The organism is Halomonas sp. KHS3 (assembly GCF_000830495.1).
Classification (GTDB): Bacteria; Pseudomonadota; Gammaproteobacteria; order Pseudomonadales; family Halomonadaceae; genus Vreelandella; species Vreelandella titanicae.
In genome coordinates this window covers 967,508-985,211 of record NZ_JWHY01000002.1, presented here as the reverse complement: position 1 = coordinate 985,211, position 17,704 = coordinate 967,508, and the positions used below count along the sequence as shown (strand labels likewise).

General features: G+C 56.1%; 13 protein-coding genes. 5 read left to right on the top strand and 8 right to left on the bottom strand.

Annotated elements, in window-relative coordinates; genetic code table 11:
- Positions 1-102: 102 nt before the first annotated feature.
- Together RO22_RS06635 and htpX are read left to right on the top strand one after the other, a co-directional pair.
- Complete coding sequence (locus RO22_RS06635; protein WP_022520410.1) at positions 103-1,350, top strand: pyridoxal phosphate-dependent aminotransferase; 1,248 nt, start codon at positions 103-105, stop codon at positions 1,348-1,350.
- Positions 1,351-1,445: 95 nt separating this feature from the next.
- Positions 1,446-2,351: a protease HtpX gene (htpX, locus tag RO22_RS06630; protein WP_022520411.1), complete on the top strand. Its 906-nt coding sequence runs from the start codon at positions 1,446-1,448 to the stop codon at positions 2,349-2,351.
- A 71-nt stretch (positions 2,352-2,422) separates the two neighbouring features.
- Here the strand turns inward: htpX and pdxB are convergent, their stop codons facing one another.
- Positions 2,423-3,586 (bottom strand): 4-phosphoerythronate dehydrogenase PdxB, encoded by a 1,164-nt coding sequence (gene pdxB / locus RO22_RS06625; protein WP_041157883.1) that lies wholly within the window; start codon positions 3,584-3,586, stop codon positions 2,423-2,425.
- An 84-nt stretch (positions 3,587-3,670) separates the two neighbouring features.
- Between pdxB and RO22_RS06620 the strand changes: the two genes are divergently transcribed.
- Positions 3,671-3,952, top strand: coding sequence for a hypothetical protein (locus RO22_RS06620; protein WP_022520413.1), 282 nt, complete (start codon positions 3,671-3,673; stop codon positions 3,950-3,952).
- Between the two features lie 41 nt (positions 3,953-3,993).
- Here RO22_RS06620 and RO22_RS06615 read toward each other — a convergent pair whose 3' ends face one another.
- Positions 3,994-4,329, bottom strand: coding sequence for a glutaredoxin family protein (locus RO22_RS06615; RefSeq protein ID WP_039860145.1), 336 nt, complete (start codon positions 4,327-4,329; stop codon positions 3,994-3,996).
- A gap of 12 nt (positions 4,330-4,341) precedes the next feature.
- Positions 4,342-6,579, bottom strand: coding sequence for a bifunctional 23S rRNA (guanine(2069)-N(7))-methyltransferase RlmK/23S rRNA (guanine(2445)-N(2))-methyltransferase RlmL (gene rlmKL / locus RO22_RS06610; RefSeq protein ID WP_009288048.1), 2,238 nt, complete (start codon positions 6,577-6,579; stop codon positions 4,342-4,344).
- A 351-nt stretch (positions 6,580-6,930) separates the two neighbouring features.
- On the opposite strand from rlmKL, the gene rmf reads away from it, so the two are divergent.
- Positions 6,931-7,140: a ribosome modulation factor gene (gene rmf / locus RO22_RS06605; RefSeq protein WP_007111057.1), complete on the top strand. Its 210-nt coding sequence runs from the start codon at positions 6,931-6,933 to the stop codon at positions 7,138-7,140.
- Between the two features lie 124 nt (positions 7,141-7,264).
- Here rmf and RO22_RS06600 read toward each other — a convergent pair whose 3' ends face one another.
- From RO22_RS06600 to RO22_RS06580, 5 genes are all read right to left on the bottom strand, one after another.
- Positions 7,265-8,281, bottom strand: coding sequence for a quinone-dependent dihydroorotate dehydrogenase (locus RO22_RS06600; RefSeq protein ID WP_022520416.1), 1,017 nt, complete (start codon positions 8,279-8,281; stop codon positions 7,265-7,267).
- Positions 8,282-8,388: 107 nt separating this feature from the next.
- Positions 8,389-13,212, bottom strand: coding sequence for an NAD-glutamate dehydrogenase (locus tag RO22_RS06595; RefSeq protein WP_041157882.1), 4,824 nt, complete (start codon positions 13,210-13,212; stop codon positions 8,389-8,391).
- Between the two features lie 158 nt (positions 13,213-13,370).
- Positions 13,371-14,495 (bottom strand): tRNA (uridine(54)-C5)-methyltransferase TrmA, encoded by a 1,125-nt coding sequence (trmA, locus tag RO22_RS06590; protein ID WP_041158130.1) that lies wholly within the window; start codon positions 14,493-14,495, stop codon positions 13,371-13,373.
- A 46-nt stretch (positions 14,496-14,541) separates the two neighbouring features.
- The gene (locus RO22_RS06585; protein WP_041157881.1) at positions 14,542-15,393 is read right to left on the bottom strand and encodes a glutamate racemase; all 852 of its coding nucleotides are present in this window, start codon (positions 15,391-15,393) and stop codon (positions 14,542-14,544) included.
- Between the two features lie 86 nt (positions 15,394-15,479).
- Positions 15,480-16,025 (bottom strand): hemerythrin domain-containing protein, encoded by a 546-nt coding sequence (locus RO22_RS06580; RefSeq protein WP_009288045.1) that lies wholly within the window; start codon positions 16,023-16,025, stop codon positions 15,480-15,482.
- 297 nt (positions 16,026-16,322) lie between these two features.
- On the opposite strand from RO22_RS06580, the gene RO22_RS06575 reads away from it, so the two are divergent.
- A complete protein-coding gene (locus RO22_RS06575) occupies positions 16,323-17,657 on the top strand; it encodes a replication-associated recombination protein A (RefSeq protein WP_027959677.1) in 1,335 nt (444 codons plus the stop codon).
- Positions 17,658-17,704: the final 47 nt, after the last annotated feature.

The following is a 17,704-nucleotide window of genomic DNA, read 5'->3' as shown; positions in this document are numbered from 1 at the left end:
CCTAATAGCTCTATAGCCGACGATGGCTTGTGGACGCTGTTTTTAGTCACTCATGCTTTTTGGACACTTTTGGGCCTCTAGCTACTTTTGGACAGACACCTCATGGATACCCCGCAGTCGCACGAATCACAACCGTTAAAGAAATCTCATAAGCTGCACAATGTCTGCTACGACATTCGCGGCCCGGTACTCGACCACGCCAAGCGCTTGGAAGAGGAAGGTCAACGAATTCTCAAGCTAAACATTGGCAACCCTGCGCCCTTTGGTTTTGAGGCGCCGGAAGAGATTCTCCAGGATGTGATGCGCAACCTGCCCACGGCCCAGGGCTACTGCGACTCCAAAGGCCTCTACTCTGCCCGTAAAGCGATTATGCAGGAGTGCCAGCGCAAACAGATTCCCGGCGTAGGTATCGAAGATATCTTCATCGGCAACGGCGTCTCTGAGCTGATCGTGATGACCATGCAGGCGCTGCTCAACGACGGCGATGAAGTACTCATTCCCGCGCCGGACTACCCGCTCTGGACCGCCGCCGCCCACCTTTCCGGTGGTCACGCGGTGCACTACCTATGCGACGAGCAGGCGGACTGGACGCCTGACACAGCGGATATTCGCGCCAAGATCACCAGCCACACACGTGCCATTGTGCTGATCAACCCCAACAACCCCACCGGCGCGGTGTATCCACCCGCCGTGGTGAAAGAGGTATTGGCGATCGCCAAACAGCACAACCTGGTGGTGTTCTCAGACGAAATCTACGACAAGATCCTTTATGACGGCGTCGAACATACTGCCACGGGCGCACTAGCGGACGATGACCAACTGGTCATCACCATGAACGGTCTCTCCAAAAGCTATCGCTGTGCAGGCTTTCGCTCGGGCTGGATGACTATCTCCGGCACCTTGGCCAAGCTAAACGCTCAGGACTATATCCAGGGGCTGAATATGCTGGCCTCTATGCGACTGTGTGCCAACGTACCCGCCCAGCACGCGATTCAAACCGCGCTGGGGGGCTACCAGTCGATCAATGATTTAATCCTGCCCGGCGGGCGGCTGTTGGCCCAGCGAGACATCACGGTGGAGAAACTGAACGCAATCCCCGGCGTCTCCTGCGTAAAACCTAAAGGCGCGCTGTACGCCTTTCCACGGCTCGACCCCAAGGTCTTCAATATCAAAGACGACCAGCAGATGGTGCTGGATCTGCTGCTACAGGAAAAAATCTTACTGGTACAAGGCACGGCCTTTAACTGGCCAGAGCCGGATCATGTGCGCATCGTCACGCTGCCCTGGGCCGACCAATTAGGCGATGCACTCGACCGTTTTGCCAACTTCTTGTCACGCTATCGGCAGTAGCTTTTGTAGCCATGACTTGAAACTGCCATGAACAGCACGTATCTAAGCCATTAATCTAGTAATGCTTCGATGAACTTTAGGGGAGAACCTGCACCATGATGCGAATTCTGCTGTTTTTAGGCACCAATATAGCGGTCTTGCTGGTCGCCAGCATTACCCTGCGCCTGCTAGGCGTAGAGGGTTACCTGCGCGGCCAGGGCATCAACTTCACCAGCCTGCTGATTTTCTGCTTTATTTTCGGTATGGCGGGCTCCATTATCTCGCTGTTTATCTCCAAATGGATGGCTAAACGCAGCACCGGCACGGTGATTATCGAAACGCCCTCCAACTCTACCGAACAGTGGCTGTTGGACACAGTGGCTGAGCTCTCCCGCGAGGCGGGTATCAAAACCCCGGAAGTGGGTATTTTCCCGGCTCAGCAGTCAAACGCCTTTGCCACGGGTTGGAACAAAGACGATGCGCTGGTAGCCGTCTCGGCAGGCTTAATGAATCGCATGCGTCCAGAAGAGGTGCGTGCAGTACTGGCTCACGAAATTGGTCACGTCGCTAACGGTGATATGGTAACGCTGGCGCTGATTCAGGGCGTGGTGAACACCTTTGTGATGTTCTTTGCCCGGGTCGTGGCGCATCTAGTCGATAACTTCCTGCGCAGCCGCAGCGATGGCGAAGGCGGCCTGGGCTTTATGGGCTACTTTGCGGTGGTCATGGTCGCTGAAATTGTGTTTGGTATTCTGGCCTCGGCTATCGTCGCCTGGTTCTCGCGCTACCGCGAATACCGCGCCGACGAAGCCGGTGCGCGCTTAGCGGGCACCAACGCGATGGTCAGCGCCCTGGCACGCTTGAAAACCGAAACCGAACTGCCCGACCAAATGCCGGATACGCTGCGTGCCATGGCGATCACCAAAGGCCAAACACGCTCGCTGGTGGAAAAGCTATTTGCCAGCCACCCGCCGCTGGATGAGCGCATCCGGGCATTAAAAGAAGCCGCTTATCGTCAGTAAGTTTTCTCTGCTGTTTATACATTTAAGGCCCGCATCTGCGGGCCTTACTGTTTTTCACTACTTTTTTTTCACTACTTAGCTAGCGTTACTACAAACCCTGCCCCACGCAGCATGCCCTCTAGCGCTACCGCCTCCCCTGATAACTGCACATTGAGCGTGGCGAATTCACGCCGCAGCGGGTAGTTGGCGCGGCAGTCATCAAAGCCTTTACGCACTCCATAATTCAGCGTTTGGCGCTGGAGAGCATCGTGATCACGACGCACGTCATATACCGCTCTCATACAGAGCCGCAGGGCGTCTTCCGGGGGAAGTGCGTGCTGCAGATGCAGGGACGCCAGCGCAGGCGGCGGGCAAATATCAGCAAACGTGAGATCGCTTGACTGGCCGCAGTAGCGGGCTAGCGCCTGCTCAATCATCCAGGTACCGCGCAGCTTGCCATCTAGGCTATGCCCGGCAATATGCGGCGTTGCCAGAGAGACCAAATCACGCAAGCCAGCGTCAATATCGGGCTCTTCCTCCCACACATCCAGTATGGCACTGATATCGCCCTTGCCCGCAAGACGACTACGCAGCGCTAAACCATCCACACAGTCCCCACGCCCCGCATTCAGCACTACGCTACCTGGCGCCAGCTCATCGATACGCTGGGCGTTGAGTAGCTGATAAGTCGCGTGCGGGCCTTCACGGGTTAGTGGTGTATGCAGGCAGAGCACGTCACAGCGCTCGATCAGGGCGCCCAAGGAGTGAAAGCCTTGCTCAGGCTCCTCTTCGGCCCTCTCTACAGCTGCCTTGGGCGGGTCACAGGCCAGCGTTGCCACGCCCATGGCGGTTAGCCGCGCCTGCAGCCGGCTGCCGACATTGCCCGCCCCCACAATACCCACGGTACGCTCGCTAAGTACCCAGCCATCGCGTTCCGCCAGCGTTAGCAGGCCGCTTAGTACGTAATCAACCACCGCTTCAGCGTTGCAGCCTGGCGCACTGGCGAAGGCAATATCGCGCTGAACGAGCGCTGCCTGATCGATATGATCGGTGCCGATGGTGCAAGTACCAACAAAGCGCACGGGGCTATCGGCAAGCAACTGATCGTTGACCTGGGTAATGGAGCGGACGATGAGCGCATCGGCGTCCTGCAGGTGGGCGGCGTTTATCTCCCGCCCTGGCACGCGGATGAGCTTACCGAAATGGCCGAAACAGCGTTCGGCAGCGGGGATATTGGCGTCGACGACAAGTTTCATAGGCGTTTTGGTATCCGGGCTTTACAATACGCCCGCGACGGCTTGATGGGCAGGCGTGTTTAAAGGGTATTTAAGGAGAGTGTTGTGATCGTACGCTGGGAAACCAACCACGACTATGTGTTGGTTCATATTCACCAGGATATGTTTGGTGACTGGATTTTCAGCCGCGCCTGGGGCCAAATCGGCACTCAGTTTGGCGGTCTGAAACATCAGCTAGCCGATACGCTGGATCAAGCCCATATGTGGCTGGAGGACGAGACCACTATCCAGTCCTCACGAGGCTTTCGCAAGGTGCTGGAAGTGGCCGACCATACCCCCGAAGGCCAAGAAGCCATGCGTCAACTATCGCTACTGGACGTGATGTAAACCACTCGAACCCAGCCATGCACTTGTTAACCACGCACTTGTTAACCTAAGAAACGCCGCCCATGACGCTTATGGGCGCCTTTCGGCGGCGTAGTGTCTGGCGGTGCTGTGAACCCCGCCAGCGCGTCTTCATCCAGCCAGCCGCGCTCGCGCAACCATGCACTTAATCGCTCCAGCTCAAAGCCACGATCCAGCTCATTGCCGTCACCATCCACCAGCACCGGTATCCGCAGGCCGTAGCGCTCAACCAGGGCGTCGTCGTCGCTAATCTCGATGTGGTGCAGCCACACCTTTTGATTCGCTAGTGCCGCCACCAAAGCCTCTAACTGGCTGCATAGGTGGCAGCCCATCGTTGTGTAAAGCGATAGCTGAATCATGCAAAAGCTCTCTTATGACGCCTTATGACGAAGTAAAAACACGTGGTGCAGGTTGGTGCGCCGCTGGAAATCGGGGTCGAAGCTACGCCCGGTGATATCCTCAACAGCGTAATGCTCGCTAAGCGCTTCATCGAGTTTAAAGCGCCGCTGGTTATTAGAAAACACCAAGGTTCCACCGGGTGCCAAGCGCGCCATGGCGAGCTCCACAAGCCGCGGATGATCACGCTGCACGTCGAGGGTATCGCGCATTTTCTTCGAGTTAGAGAACGTCGGCGGATCCATAAAGATCAGGTCAAACTCAGCATCGGCGGTTTCCAGCCAGCGGAAACAGTCGTCGCGCACCACTCGGTGCAGTCGTGTATCGAGCTTATTCAGCGCAAAGTTGTCCTTGGCCCACTCCAGGTAGGTGTTGGACATATCCACGCTCACACTGTCGCTGGCGCCGCCTAAGGCGGCCTGCACCGTTGCTGTGGCGGTGTAACAGAACAGGTTTAAAAAGCGCTTGCCGCTGGCCATTTCGCCCAGCATCCGACGTACCGGGCGGTGGTCAAGGAATAACCCGGTATCCAGGTAGTCGCGCAGATTGATCCAGAGCCGTGCCTTGCCCTCTTGCACCTCAAAACGCTCGCCACTAGCGGCACGCTTCTGATACTGGGCGCTGCCGGTTTGGCGCTCGCGGCGCTTGATATAGATTTTACTGGCGTCAACGTTAAGCGCCTCGGGCATGACTTCCAAGGCATCGTACAAACGCTTCTGCGCTTGAGCCGGATTGATCGAACTGGGCGCCGCGTACTCTTGCACGTGCACGCGGTCACCGTAGCGATCTACCGCTAGTGCATACTCGGGCATATCGGCATCATACACACGATAGCTGGTCTCACCGCTCTGCTTCAGCCATTTCTTCAAGCGCTTCTGATTTTTGATCAGCCGATTGGCAAACATCTGGGCATTGTCTTGGTTTTTGTGAACAGCTTGCTCTTCGCTAGCCTCTTCACTAGGCGTCGCTCCTGCACTGTTCTCGTTCTGAACGGGCTTTGTATCGCTCGCGGCAGGCGGATGCTCGGCGCCACCAATCTCCATAAGCAGCAGCTTGGCCTCCAGGGCACCGTTTTTGAGTGCGTACTGTTTGTGCGCACGCATACCCAGCCGGTGGCCTAAATCCGGGTTGCCGGTAAACACCGCCAGGGTCCAGCCGGGAAACAACGCTTTGGCTTTATCACCTAGCTGGGCGTAGAGACGCACCAGTTCGGGCAGCTCGCCCAGCCGCTCGCCGTAAGGGGGATTGGTGATCAGCAGGCCGCTCTCAGCAGTCAATGTTTCGGGACGCGTCAACTGGCCAAGGCTCTGCCCATGCAGGGTAATCAAGGCTGGGATGCCTGCCCGCATAGCATTGGACTTCGCCGCCGTAAGCGCCGCGGGACTCTGGTCGAAGCCTAATAGCTGGGCTTTGCAGCGCTTGCGACCAATCGACGCGCGCGCTTCGGCTTCACGCTTCTGTTCCCGCCACGCTTCGTCATCGTGCCCTGCCCAGCCGTGAAAGCCGAACCGCTCGCGGTTCAGGTTAGGTGCTTGGTCAGCGGCCATCATGGCGGCTTCGATCAGTAGCGTGCCTGCACCACAAAGCGGATCAATCAGCGGTTCACCGGCTTTGAGGCGCTCAGGCCAGCCTGCGCGCACCAGCAGCGCGGCGGCCAGATTCTCTTTTAGCGGCGCATGGCCCACATCCCGGCGATAACCGCGACGGTGCAGGCTTTCACCAGAGAGATCCAACCCAATAGTCAGGTTCATCCGGTGGAGGTGGGCGTATATGCGCAAATGTGGGGTTTTAGTATCAACGTTGGGACGTTCCTGCCCTGCCAGTTGAAGGGCATCAACTACGCCGTCCTTAACGGTCTGGGCACCAAAACGGGTGTGGCGAATATGTTCGCTGCGGCCGTGGAAATCGACCGCCAAGGTGTTACCCGGCGCCAGGTGCTGCGTCCAGGCAATACGGGCAACCACATCGCGCACTTGCTCAGCGGTATCGATCATCGATTCGCGTACCAGGGTCAAAATGACCCGGTTAGCTAACCGCGACCACAGGCAGACACGATAAGCGATCGCTTGGCTGGCAGTGAAATAGACGCCCGCCACAGTGGTTTTACCCGGCGTGGCGCCCAATGCCACTAGTTCATCGTGAAGCAAGCCTTCAATGCCTTTCGGGCAAGTGGCTAGCAGACTCAAGGGGGCGTTTTGATTCAACTCGGTCATGATAATAACGGCGCGTAAAGGCGCAATATTCCTGTATATAACAAATGAGTTTACGTTTTATGACAAATTGGTAGTCGACAGATGACCCCATCATGGTCTAACAATAAGAGAGTAGCTACTGAAAAACGCATGCGTTTCTTGTCAGGGTCGGTTCAAGACCAGACCTATGGCGTATAAGTGTTCTTTGTAAGAGATTGCCGCTCGGCTCGTTCCGCCCGTGAGTGCCAAACAACAGGGCTGAAGCGGCGTCTCGCTCTTGAAGCAAGCTCTCGGAATAGTGGTTGTTGTTGATAACATAAGTCGATAACACCCTATTTCTTATCAAAGGCTTTCGTGAAAAGAGGTTAGCCAATGAAACGGCAAAAACGTGATCGCTTCCAGCGGGCTTATGTCCACGGCTACAAAGCGGGTGTATCGGGTCGTTCTCGTGACGACTGTCCCAGTCAAGATATCAATTTACGCGAATACTGGATGAGCGGTTGGCGTGAAGGTCGCGGCGACCAGTGGGATGGGATGACCGGCATCTCGGGCATCCACAAAAATCCCTTAGTCATGGCCTAACGTTTTATTTTTCAAGGTTTTAAAAGAAAAATTTTAAGCGAGAGGTTTTCAATGAGCCCACTTTTTCAAGTGGGCTTTTTAGTGCCCCTTTATGCCCACACTGCTTCGCTAATCATCTTCGCGCTCAACCTTTAGCTTTCAGTGCCCTCGCGCATTCACCGACCAGTTTAGGACCTTGATAGATCAACCCCGAGTAGAGTTGCACTAAATCAGCTCCCGCCGCGATTTTGGCCTGAGCAGCAGCAGCACTATCGATCCCACCGACACCTATGATAGGTAACGATGGTAGATGCTCACGCAGTTGGCGAATGACGCGATTGGATGCCTCGAAGACCGGTTTCCCAGAGAGCCCTCCAGCCTCCTCCGCTTGTGAGTCACCCTCTACCCCCGCGCGGGAAACCGTTGTATTGGTGGCAATCACGCCATCAAGTGCATTGCGCTGAATACTTTCTGCCATCAAGGCTACTTCTTCAGCGCTCATATCCGGGGCTATCTTAATCAGCAATGGTACGTTGCGGCCCGTTTGGTCATTGAGCTCTGAGGCTCGTGCTCGAATCGGCCCCAACAGCGCATCCAGCTGTTCGCCGAACTGTAGGCTGCGCAGCCCAGGGGTATTCGGTGAAGAGACGTTAACGGCAATGTAATCCGCATAAGAGTGCACCGCGTCTAAGCATACCAAGTAGTCATCCAGCGCGTGTTCTACTGACGTCGTCAGGTTTTTACCAATATTAATGCCCACAATGCCGCCGTAGTGGCGCTGTTTGACCTGCTGGATCAGGTGCTCAACCCCTTTGTTGTTAAAGCCAAAGCGGTTGATGATCGCCTCATGCTGCGCTAAGCGAAATAGCCGAGGCTTAGGATTGCCTGGCTGCGGCTTAGGCGTGACGGTACCCACTTCGACAAACCCAAACCCCAACGCGCCAAGGGCATCCAGGTGGTCGGCGTTCTTGTCCAACCCAGCGGCAAGACCCACCCGATTGGCAAATCGCAGCCCCATCAGCTCGATAGGATCATTCACCTGCTGACCAAACAGGCGTGCTACCCCACCCACCCGATGCAGTGCATCCAGAGCGCTCAAGGCCATCCCGTGAGAGGTCTCTGGGTCAACGCGAAAAAACAGTGAGCGAGCGAGGTTGTACATAGCGGATCTCTTGAAGCGGGGGCTGAAAACGGGCATCAGTATAACGCAATAAAGCGCGCCCTGGTGGAGAACCAGGGCGCGCTTTAATTAAGTGGATTAGGGTACGTCTACGCTTCGCTATCGCTCTCGGCAAGATCTACTAGCTCGCGTACCGCCACGGCGAAGAGCGCAAAGCCTCCTTCACTACCGCCGCGCACCTCTTCAATAAGGCGGCACCAGCGGCGATGCAGATCGGCGTGCTGATCCAACCACTGCGCAACCCGCTCTTGGGTATCGCGGCTGCCGGCGTCGAGCTTCAACACGCTGGTGGTCAGTGCCAACTGCTGACGCTCAATGTCGTCGCGGAAAGTCTCACGAGCCTGAGCCTGCCAGGCGTCGCGCACTTCCAGCTGGGTTACCTGCTGAATCATCCACGGTAGCTCCAGGCGGCTGCCAATTTCGTACAGCACTTCCGCCACCCGCTGGGGTTTTTCATTGGTCAGGCGCGCCGCCTGGATAATACCTAGCCCCGCATAAAGGCTTGATGACGCCGCCACACTGGATGCCAGTGAATCTGGCACACCCGCCTCCAACAACTCGTCACGACGCGAGTTCCAGGTGCCAAGCTCTTCACCACTGAGTAGCTCACCAATACCTTCCTGCAACTGCGCCAAGCGAGGAGCGAAGTACTCGATGGTATCTTGTGTCGAAAGCCCTAAGTGCTGACGCACAAACCAGCGCGTGGCACGACGAATCAAGCGCATCAGGTCAAGCATCATCGAGTACTGAATGCGGTTGGGCACCTGATTATCGAGGGCTTCAATTTGCGCCCATAGACTGGGCAAGTTAAAGCTATCACGGGCCACGATGTAGGCTCGCGCAATATCGGCACGTCCCGCTCCAGTGGAGTCCATCAGGCGGCGTACAAAGACGACCCCCATATGATCGACCAAGTCGTTGGCGACCTGTGTCGCAACGATTTCACGCTTCAGACGGTGCTCGTACATTTCGTCTTTAAAGCGCTCGACCAGCACTGATGGGAACAGCCGCTCCAGGTGGCGGTGAATATATTGATCGTCCGGTACGTCAGAGGTGATCAAGTCGCCTTTCAGGGTGCTCTTGGCGTAGGAGATCAGTACCGACAGCTCCGGCAGGCGCATCCCTTGATTGTTGCTGGCCCGCTCTTTGAGCACATCATCGGTAGGCAGGAATTCCAGCTCGCGGTCAATCTGTCCGGCAGCCTCCAGCTCGCTGATAAAACGGCGGTAAGGGCCCATTGACTGGTCGGAAAGGGTAGCCGATAGATCCAGCGCCTGACTTTGGCGGTAATTATCCAGGATCACCAGATCCGCCACCTCATTGGTCATTTCCGCCAACAGCTGATTGCGCTGTTTCTCGGTCATGTCGCCGCGCTTGACCACTTCATCGATCAAAATCTTGATATTGACCTCGTGGTCGGAGCAGTTCACCCCACCGGCGTTGTCAATAAAGTCAGTGTAAACGCGCACGCCTTTGGCGGCGGCTTCCATTCGTCCGCGCTGGGTCAAGCCGAGATTACCGCCCTCGCCGACCACACGGCAATTCAGGTCATTGCCGTTGATGCGCAGGGTGTCGTTGGCTTTATCGCCCACATCCGCATCGGTTTCGTCGGAACCCTTCACGTAGGTACCGATACCGCCGTTCCAGATCAAGTCCACCTTGGATTTGAGCATGGCGCGGATCAGTTCATTAGGCGACAGGCGCTCTTCCTTGATACCAAATACCTGCTGCATCTCCGGCGTGATGCTAATCGACTTGGCGCTACGGCTAAAGATGCCGCCCCCAGCGGAGATCAGCTCCTGGCTGTAGTCTTCCCAGCTGGAGCGTGGCAGAGCGAACAACCGCTTGCGCTCGGCAAAGGACGCCTCGGCGTCCGGGTTGGGGTCTACAAAGATATGCAGGTGGTTGAAGGCACCCACCAGTTGGATCTTGTCGGAAAGCAGCATGCCGTTGCCGAAGACATCGCCGGCCATATCGCCGATTCCCACCACGCTAAACAGGTCGCGCTGGGTGTCGAGATCCAGATTTTTGAAGTGGCGCTTAACTGATTCCCAGGCACCGCGAGCGGTGATGCCCATTTTCTTGTGGTCGTAGCCGTTAGCACCGCCAGAGGCAAAGGCATCACCCAGCCAGTGGCCATACTCAATGGAAATTTCGTTGGCGATATCTGAGAAGGTAGCGGTGCCTTTGTCGGCAGCTACCACGAGATAAGCGTCGTTCTCATCGTGGCGGACAACATTTTCCGGCGGCACAACATCGCCGCCCACCAGGTTATCAGTGACATCCAGCAGCGCACGGATAAAGATTTGGTAACAGGCAATGCCCTCTTTCTGGGCGACATCGCGACTGGCATTTTCCGGCATGCGCTTACAGACAAAACCGCCTTTAGCGCCAACCGGCACGATAACGGCGTTCTTAACCTGCTGCGCTTTCACCAGCCCCAACACTTCGGTACGGTAATCTTCAAAGCGATCCGACCAGCGCAGGCCACCGCGGGCCACTTTGCCGCCCCGCAGGTGGACACCTTCCACCCGCGGCGAGCAGACAAAAATTTCAAACATTGGTCGCGGCTTGGGCATGCCGGTAACCTTGGAGGGCTCCAGCTTATAGGCGATGTAATCTTTAAAGCGCCCACCCTCAGCCAGTTGGTAGTAGTTGGTACGTAGGGTGGCGAGGATCAGCTCCATAAAGCGGCGCAGTAGCTGGTCATCGTTAAGGCTGGCAACTCCTTCCAAGCGCTCATTTAAGCTCGCGATGCACTCGTCGGTGGCGTGGCTCTGCTGCTCAGGATCAAAACGCAGGCGGAATAATTCAACTAACTCACGGGTAATGGCAGGATAGTTGGCCAGCGTAGCAGCGATGTAATCCTGGGACATGCCGAAGCGGATCTGTTTGAGGTAGCGGGCGTAGCCGCGCAGCATGGCCACTTCGCGCCAATCCAGCCCAGCGCCGATAATCAGGCGGTTAAACGCATCGTTATCGGCCTCGCCGGTCCAGATGCGCTTGAAGGCTTCCGTGAATACATCACGCATATCGCCCAGGCTGACATCCGCACCGCTGTGCTCAAGCTCAAAATCGTGAATCCAGTAGCGCTGTTCAGGGGCGTTAATATCGTAGGGGCGTTCACCAATTACGCGCAGGCCAAGGTTTTCCATCATCGGCAGCACGTCAGAGAGCGGAATCTGCGATTCACGGTGGAACAGTTTCAGGTTAACGCCACCACCCTGTTCTTCTAGTGGCCGATAGAGCGACAGCGAGAGGTCGTTCTCGCTATCCAGTGTCAGCAGGTGCTGAACATCAAACACCGCGGTGCGCGCAGAGAAGTCTTCACGGTAGCTGGCCGAGAACGCCTCGCGGAACCGATCCATCAGGTTGTTGGCGCGCTCTTCACCGAAGCCTTCGATCATGGCGTTCTGCAGCTCGTCACGCCAGCTGCGCGCCAGCCGTGACACTTTGCTTTCCAAACGCTTGAGGTCATAGTCGCTGGGCGCGTCGCCATTAAAGCGTAAAATCAATTGAATACGCGCCAGCACCGACTCAGATAAATAGGTATTGAAGTCGCCAAAGTGGGCGTCTAACTCGTCGCACAACACGTTTTGAATCCGCTGACGCAGATCCGTGGAGAACACGTCCCGGGGGACAAACACCAGGCAAGAGTAGAACTTGCCGCTGATATCGGCGCGGATAAACAGCCGCACCTGGCGGCGCTCGCGAATATTGAGGATGCCCAGCGCAGTGCTGGCCAGTGACTCGGTATCGATCTGAAAAAGATCATCCCGGGGGTAAACTTCCAGCACCTGGAGCAATTGCTTGCCGTTGTGACCCTGGGGATTGAATCCGGCAATATCCATCACCGCTTTTAGCTTACGGCGCAGCAGCGGGATATTGCGTGGCGATTCGTTATACACCGTAGAGGTAAACAAACCAAAGAAGCGCCGCTCACCAATTACATTGCCGTCGTCGTCGTAGCGATCAACGGTAATGTAGTCAGGGTAGGTAGGACGGTGCACCCGAGAGTGATGGGCGCTTTTGGCAAACGATAGTAGCTGCGGCACCAGCACATAATCATTGTGCTCATCCACCCCCTCTTCGGTGCGAATACGCTCGCAGTAGCGCGGCTGATCCAGGCGGAAGACGCCCAGCACGCTATCTGCGTCGCGCTTTAACTCGCTGCCTTCCAGCAGGTACTCGTCGTAGCCCAGGAAAGTAAAGTTATCTTTGAGCATCCACTCTAAAAAGGCAATCGCCTCTTCGTGGTCGTCAGGATCGATCTGCGGCGGGCAGTTTTTCTCGAGTTCTTGAATCGAGGCGGTGATTTGCGAACACATGGCGTCGAAATCGCCCACAGCGGTACGTACATCGCGAAGCACGTCATTTAGGTTGCTTTCGATTTTCTCAAGCAACGCTACGTCGGTGTGCCGGTCTACTTCGATGACAATTAGCGACTCGCGCGCTTCTGGCGCGTTTTCTGCCCTGGGCGAGGCCAGCGCCTGCAACTGATGGCGCTCATCACGGGCGACCGCCAGCACGGCGTTTTGAATGGCGTGTACCGTCAAACCGCGGCGGTTGAGCTCGATACGCACCGAGTCGACCAAAAACGGCATATCTTCATGGAGAACGGCGACAAAAGTATGCGTCGACTGCCAGCCGTGCTCTTCAAAATCAGGGTTAAATACTCTTACCTTGGGACTTTGTGGGTCGTGATGCTGCAAAAACTGCCAGACCGACAGCGTTGCGCCATACAGATCGTCCAGGCGACGATCCACTAGGTCTTCCACCGGCACGGTGGCATAAAAGTGCCGAGCAAAAGCGTCCACAGTGGCGGCGCGAGCGGGGTCTAACCGCGCGTGTAGCCGCTCCTGGAGCTGCTTCAAAAGATCTTGCCGACTCTCTTCAATCGCAACGTAGTGCATCCATCACCTCGACTGCCTAGGCCATTAAACGGCCAAAAAACGAAGGACAATAGGCCTTTAGGCCAACATAACGGCTAGCTTACGCTACCTATCGTCGCGTCCCTAATCACTTGACGTGTTGTTCATGGCACATACCGTTTACGCATTAGGTCGTATGCTTACTCGCCTGTCCGCCGCTTCAACAGCACTCCACACTCACAGTGGTCGGTAAACGGAAACTGGTCAAATAGCGCAAAGCGCTCTATCTCATGGGTGTTGGTCAGTATGGTCAAGTTTTCAGCTAACGTGGCTGGGTTGCATGAAATATAGACGATCTGAGCGTACTCGCTGAGTTGCTCACAGCTCTGCTCGTCTAAACCAGCACGGGGCGGGTCGACCAGCACGGTGGAAAAATCGTACTCTTCCAACGCCATTTCCGCCACGCGACGCCCGGCTTTTTCGCCCTTCAGCGCCAGCGAAAACTCCTCCGCTGACATACGACCAATCTGCGCGTTCGTTACCCTATTGGCTTCCAGGTTTACGTTGGCGCTAGCCACTGACGTGCGGGAAATTTCTGTGGCCAGCACGCGGCGGAAGTTATCCGCCAGGGCAATGGTAAAATTGCCATTACCGCAATAGAGTTCGACCAGATCTTTCTTCGCATTACTCTCCTGCTGGCCAGCGGTGACTTCTCGCGCCCAGCTAAGCATTTTCTGGCAGATATGCGCATTGGGTTGGGTAAAGCTGTTTTCGACCTGCTGGTAGTGCAGCGTGCGGCCATCCACCTCTAGCCGCTCCCATACGTGGTCTCGGGTAAGTACGATACGCTGCTTGCGGGAGCGGCCAATAATCATAATACCCAGCTCAGCCTCCAGAGCGCGGGCTTCGCGCTCCCACTCATCGCCTAACGGGCGGTGGTAAATCAGCGTTATCAGCGCCTCACCTGACAGCGTGGTTAGAAACTCTACCTGGAACAGCCGCCGACGCAGCTCATCACAGCGAAGGCAAGCTTCGCGTAGCTGCGGCATTAGCTGATTGATTCGCTCACTGGCGACTGCGTACTGATCTAACCGAATCACCCGCTTGTTCTTCGGATTCTCAGGGTCTACCTCGAACATGGCGTAGAAGAGGTCGTCCTCTTCGTGCCATATGCGAAACTCGCAGCGCTGACGGTAATAGCCTGGCGGCGATTCAAACACTTCTAATGCCGGTGGTTGAAAAGCGGCAAAGGTACTTTCCAGATAGTCGCGTTTGGCGGCTAGCTGCTCAGCGTAGCGTTCAGGTTCTACAACGGGGATAGCCAAGGCTGCTCCTTTGAACAATTCGATCAGCAATAGTAGTAAATAGTGCTCAGTCGCCCACATTAAGCAATTGGGACGCCTTAAACCCATAGCGGGCTAGACCAGCGGTCAGATTGGCAGCAGGGGCAGTGGTAAAGCAGCGGCCATCCTGCTGATCACTGTTTAGCTCAGAAACGACTTGCGAAACCCGTCGGGCTATCGCATCGCCGGAGTCGACCCAATGTAGCGGCACGGGGGCCAGCTGCATCAGCCAGGGCTTTAGCAGCGGGAAATGAGTGCAGCCCAGTACCACTGTATCTAGCTCTGGGGTATCCAGCGCTTGATGAGCAGACGATAAACAATGCGCAGACGATGGAGATGCAACGGCGTGCCATAACGGCGCCAGCGCCGCCTGCATGCGATCAATATTGGGGGTGACACCAGCCAGGTATGCTTCCGCCTCGACCACCAAGGCATCGGCGGCGACGCGAGTAATCACACAGTCGCTGGCAAAACTATCAATCAAGCGCTGGGTGTAGGGCCGCCCTACCGTGGCCTTGGTGGCTAACAGCCCAATATGGCGTGTCTGGCTAATCGCTGCGGCAGGTTTGATAGCAGGTACGGTGCCCACGACAGGGATCGCCAACTGCTCGCGCAAGTTTTCCAGCGCCAGAGTGCTCGCGGTATTGCAGGCGACAACCAAAACACTCGGCTGGCACGCTTCCACAGCGGAACGACATACCGCCACAATGCGGTCGGTCAGGGCTGCATCTTCGCGCAGCCCATAGGGCAACCAAGCATTGTCGCAGGCATAGCACAGGGCAGCATCAGGGTAGTGTTGGCGCAGCGACTGCGCCACCGACAGGCCGCCGACACCGGAATCAAAAATTAACACGGGGCCTTTCCTGACTCTGCCTATCATGGCTCTGCCTAAAAAAAACGGAGCCGCTATTTTAGCATGCTCCGTCATTTTATTGATGCCCCGTAGCGGCCACTTGTCCGCTAGCGCTATACCACAGGCACGTCAGCACCACGCAGTTCAGCATAGAGCTCGGGATAAGCGTCCTGTAGGCGCTCTAGCTCTTTCTCTGCGCCTTCGGGGAGCGCCTGACGCAGCTCGTCCATATCTTCCTCGCTAAAGTGCTCGTCAATCAGCGGGAACAGCCCCTCGCGTTCGTGACGCAAATAGGCACGATGCGCTTCCAAATAATCTTTCAGGTCGTCGGCAAAACGATCCATCGGAATGATGTTATCCATTAACACCATGTCAATGTCGTTGGAGAGGCGCTGTAAGCGCGGCTTTAACTCACGATAGTCATTCGCCATCTGTTCGGTCAGGGCAACGTGCTCTGGGGCCTGGGTTTGCAATCGCTCCACGCAGACGCGTTCCAGAGGGGCTGCAAAACCATCCATATAGGACAAAATATAGTCGACGACCTCGCGCATAAGCTGGAAGTTGGGCCGCTCACCTTGGGCAAGGGTTTTCTGCTTAAGCTGCAGCACATGGAGTAATCTCGCCATGTTGGCATGATCTAGACGCAGTTGGTTTAACATCGAACTGTCTCCTTTATTGTGTCATGCCTACCGTCGAGCCTTCGTGATTGACGGCATGCGATAATAAGCGCGAGGTAACAAACATGTTGTGTCGCTAAAACATATCGTAACCTGAGCGTGTCGTAACTAACGGGGGTTATCAACAACAGTTATCATAAACAATGCCCCTCTCAAGCTATCCTCGCAAGTGTATCTTTCTGATAGGTTACGTCTAAGGTAGTTCTCTAAGACGCAGTTTACCACCTATACTTGTTGGCAATTTGTTGCTCAACGTACTGATTTATAACGGAAGCTTACATGGATCTTTTTGATAGCGCTCAGGCGACACCGGCTGACGATGCTCCGTTAGCCTTTCGTATGCGGCCACGCCAACTGGACGATTACGTGGGCCAGCAAGCGCTGGTGGGGCCAGATAAACCCCTACGTCGCATGGCGGAGTCAGGCATTGTGCGCTCAATGATTTTATGGGGGCCGCCAGGGGTTGGCAAAACCACGCTGGCAGAGCTGTTGGCCCGAGCCTCCCAGGCCCATCTGGAGCACCTCAGCGCGGTGATGGCCGGAGTAAAAGAGATTCGCGCTGTGGTGGAGCGGGCCCAACAGATGTCCTCCACGGTTATCCTCTTTTTAGATGAGATTCATCGCCTCAACAAGAGCCAGCAGGACGCATTATTGCCCCACGTGGAGTCGGGCCTGTTAACGTTGATTGGTGCCACCACCGAAAACCCCTCCTTCGAAGTCAACTCGGCGTTGCTATCCCGTGCGCGGGTATATGTGCTGAAATCGCTTACCCATGAGGAACTGATCACGGTGATGCGCCAGGCACTCAGCGACGTAGAGCGAGGGCTGGGCAAGCGTGACATTCAGGTTGATGACGAAGTATTAACTGCTCTGGCCCACGCTAGCGCTGGCGACGCACGACGGGCGCTGGGATTACTGGAAACCGCTTGCGATTTCGCTACTCAGGAAGCAAACGGCGAAGTACTGCATAAAGAGGTACTCGCCGATGTGATCGGCCATCAGGCCAGCGCCTTCGATAAGCAGGGGGACGCTTATTATGATCTACTTTCGGCCATTCATAAGTCGATACGCTCTTCACGCCCTAACGCAGCATTGCTGTATATGGCCCGCTTTATGCAGGGCGGCGGTGACCCGTTGGACGTAGTGCGCAGACTGACCGCGATTGCCTCAGAAGACGTCGGCAATGCTGACCCTCGCGCGCTACCGCTGGTGATTGCCGCCTGGGATGCTTATTTACGCCTGGGCGATTACGAAGGCCAGCGGGCAATTGCCCACGCGGCAATTCATTTAGCAGTGGCGCCCAAGAGTAACCGCATTGACCGCGCCTGGAGTGAAGCCAAGCAGTACGTACGCCAGCAGCCCCAGGTTGAGGTACCGACGTACCTGCGCAACGCGCCCACTAAGCTGATGGAGCAGTTGGGTCATGGCGAAGGCTATCGCTATGCGCATAACGAACCAGACGGCTACCCGGCGGGAAGCGCCCACGACTGCTGGCCTGAAGAGCTGCCTAAAGCCACCTTCTTCAAGCCAAGCGCCTTTGGTCAGGAGAAGCGCTTTGGGGAAATCATGGCATGGCGGGAAAATCTTGACCAGGAAGCAGATCAGGCGCCCTAAGGCGCCTGATGGTTATTACCTAACTACGAATCTCTATCAACCACTTA

What these genes read in the sequence shown, in the direction of transcription:
- RO22_RS06635 (WP_022520410.1), top strand. Translation starts at nt 103, where the DNA reads ATGGATACCCCGCAGTCGCACGAATCACAACCGTTAAAGAAATCTCAT.
- htpX (WP_022520411.1), top strand. Translation starts at nt 1,446, where the DNA reads ATGATGCGAATTCTGCTGTTTTTAGGCACCAATATAGCGGTCTTGCTG.
- pdxB (WP_041157883.1), bottom strand. Translation starts at nt 3,586, where the DNA reads ATGAAACTTGTCGTCGACGCCAATATCCCCGCTGCCGAACGCTGTTTC.
- RO22_RS06615 (WP_039860145.1), bottom strand. Translation starts at nt 4,329, where the DNA reads ATGATTCAGCTATCGCTTTACACAACGATGGGCTGCCACCTATGCAGC.
- rlmKL (WP_009288048.1), bottom strand. Translation starts at nt 6,579, where the DNA reads ATGACCGAGTTGAATCAAAACGCCCCCTTGAGTCTGCTAGCCACTTGC.
- rmf (WP_007111057.1), top strand. Translation starts at nt 6,931, where the DNA reads ATGAAACGGCAAAAACGTGATCGCTTCCAGCGGGCTTATGTCCACGGC.
- RO22_RS06600 (WP_022520416.1), bottom strand. Translation starts at nt 8,281, where the DNA reads ATGTACAACCTCGCTCGCTCACTGTTTTTTCGCGTTGACCCAGAGACC.
- RO22_RS06595 (WP_041157882.1), bottom strand. Translation starts at nt 13,212, where the DNA reads ATGCACTACGTTGCGATTGAAGAGAGTCGGCAAGATCTTTTGAAGCAG.
- RO22_RS06585 (WP_041157881.1), bottom strand. Translation starts at nt 15,393, where the DNA reads ATGATAGGCAGAGTCAGGAAAGGCCCCGTGTTAATTTTTGATTCCGGT.
- RO22_RS06580 (WP_009288045.1), bottom strand. Translation starts at nt 16,025, where the DNA reads ATGTTAAACCAACTGCGTCTAGATCATGCCAACATGGCGAGATTACTC.
- RO22_RS06575 (WP_027959677.1), top strand. Translation starts at nt 16,323, where the DNA reads ATGGATCTTTTTGATAGCGCTCAGGCGACACCGGCTGACGATGCTCCG.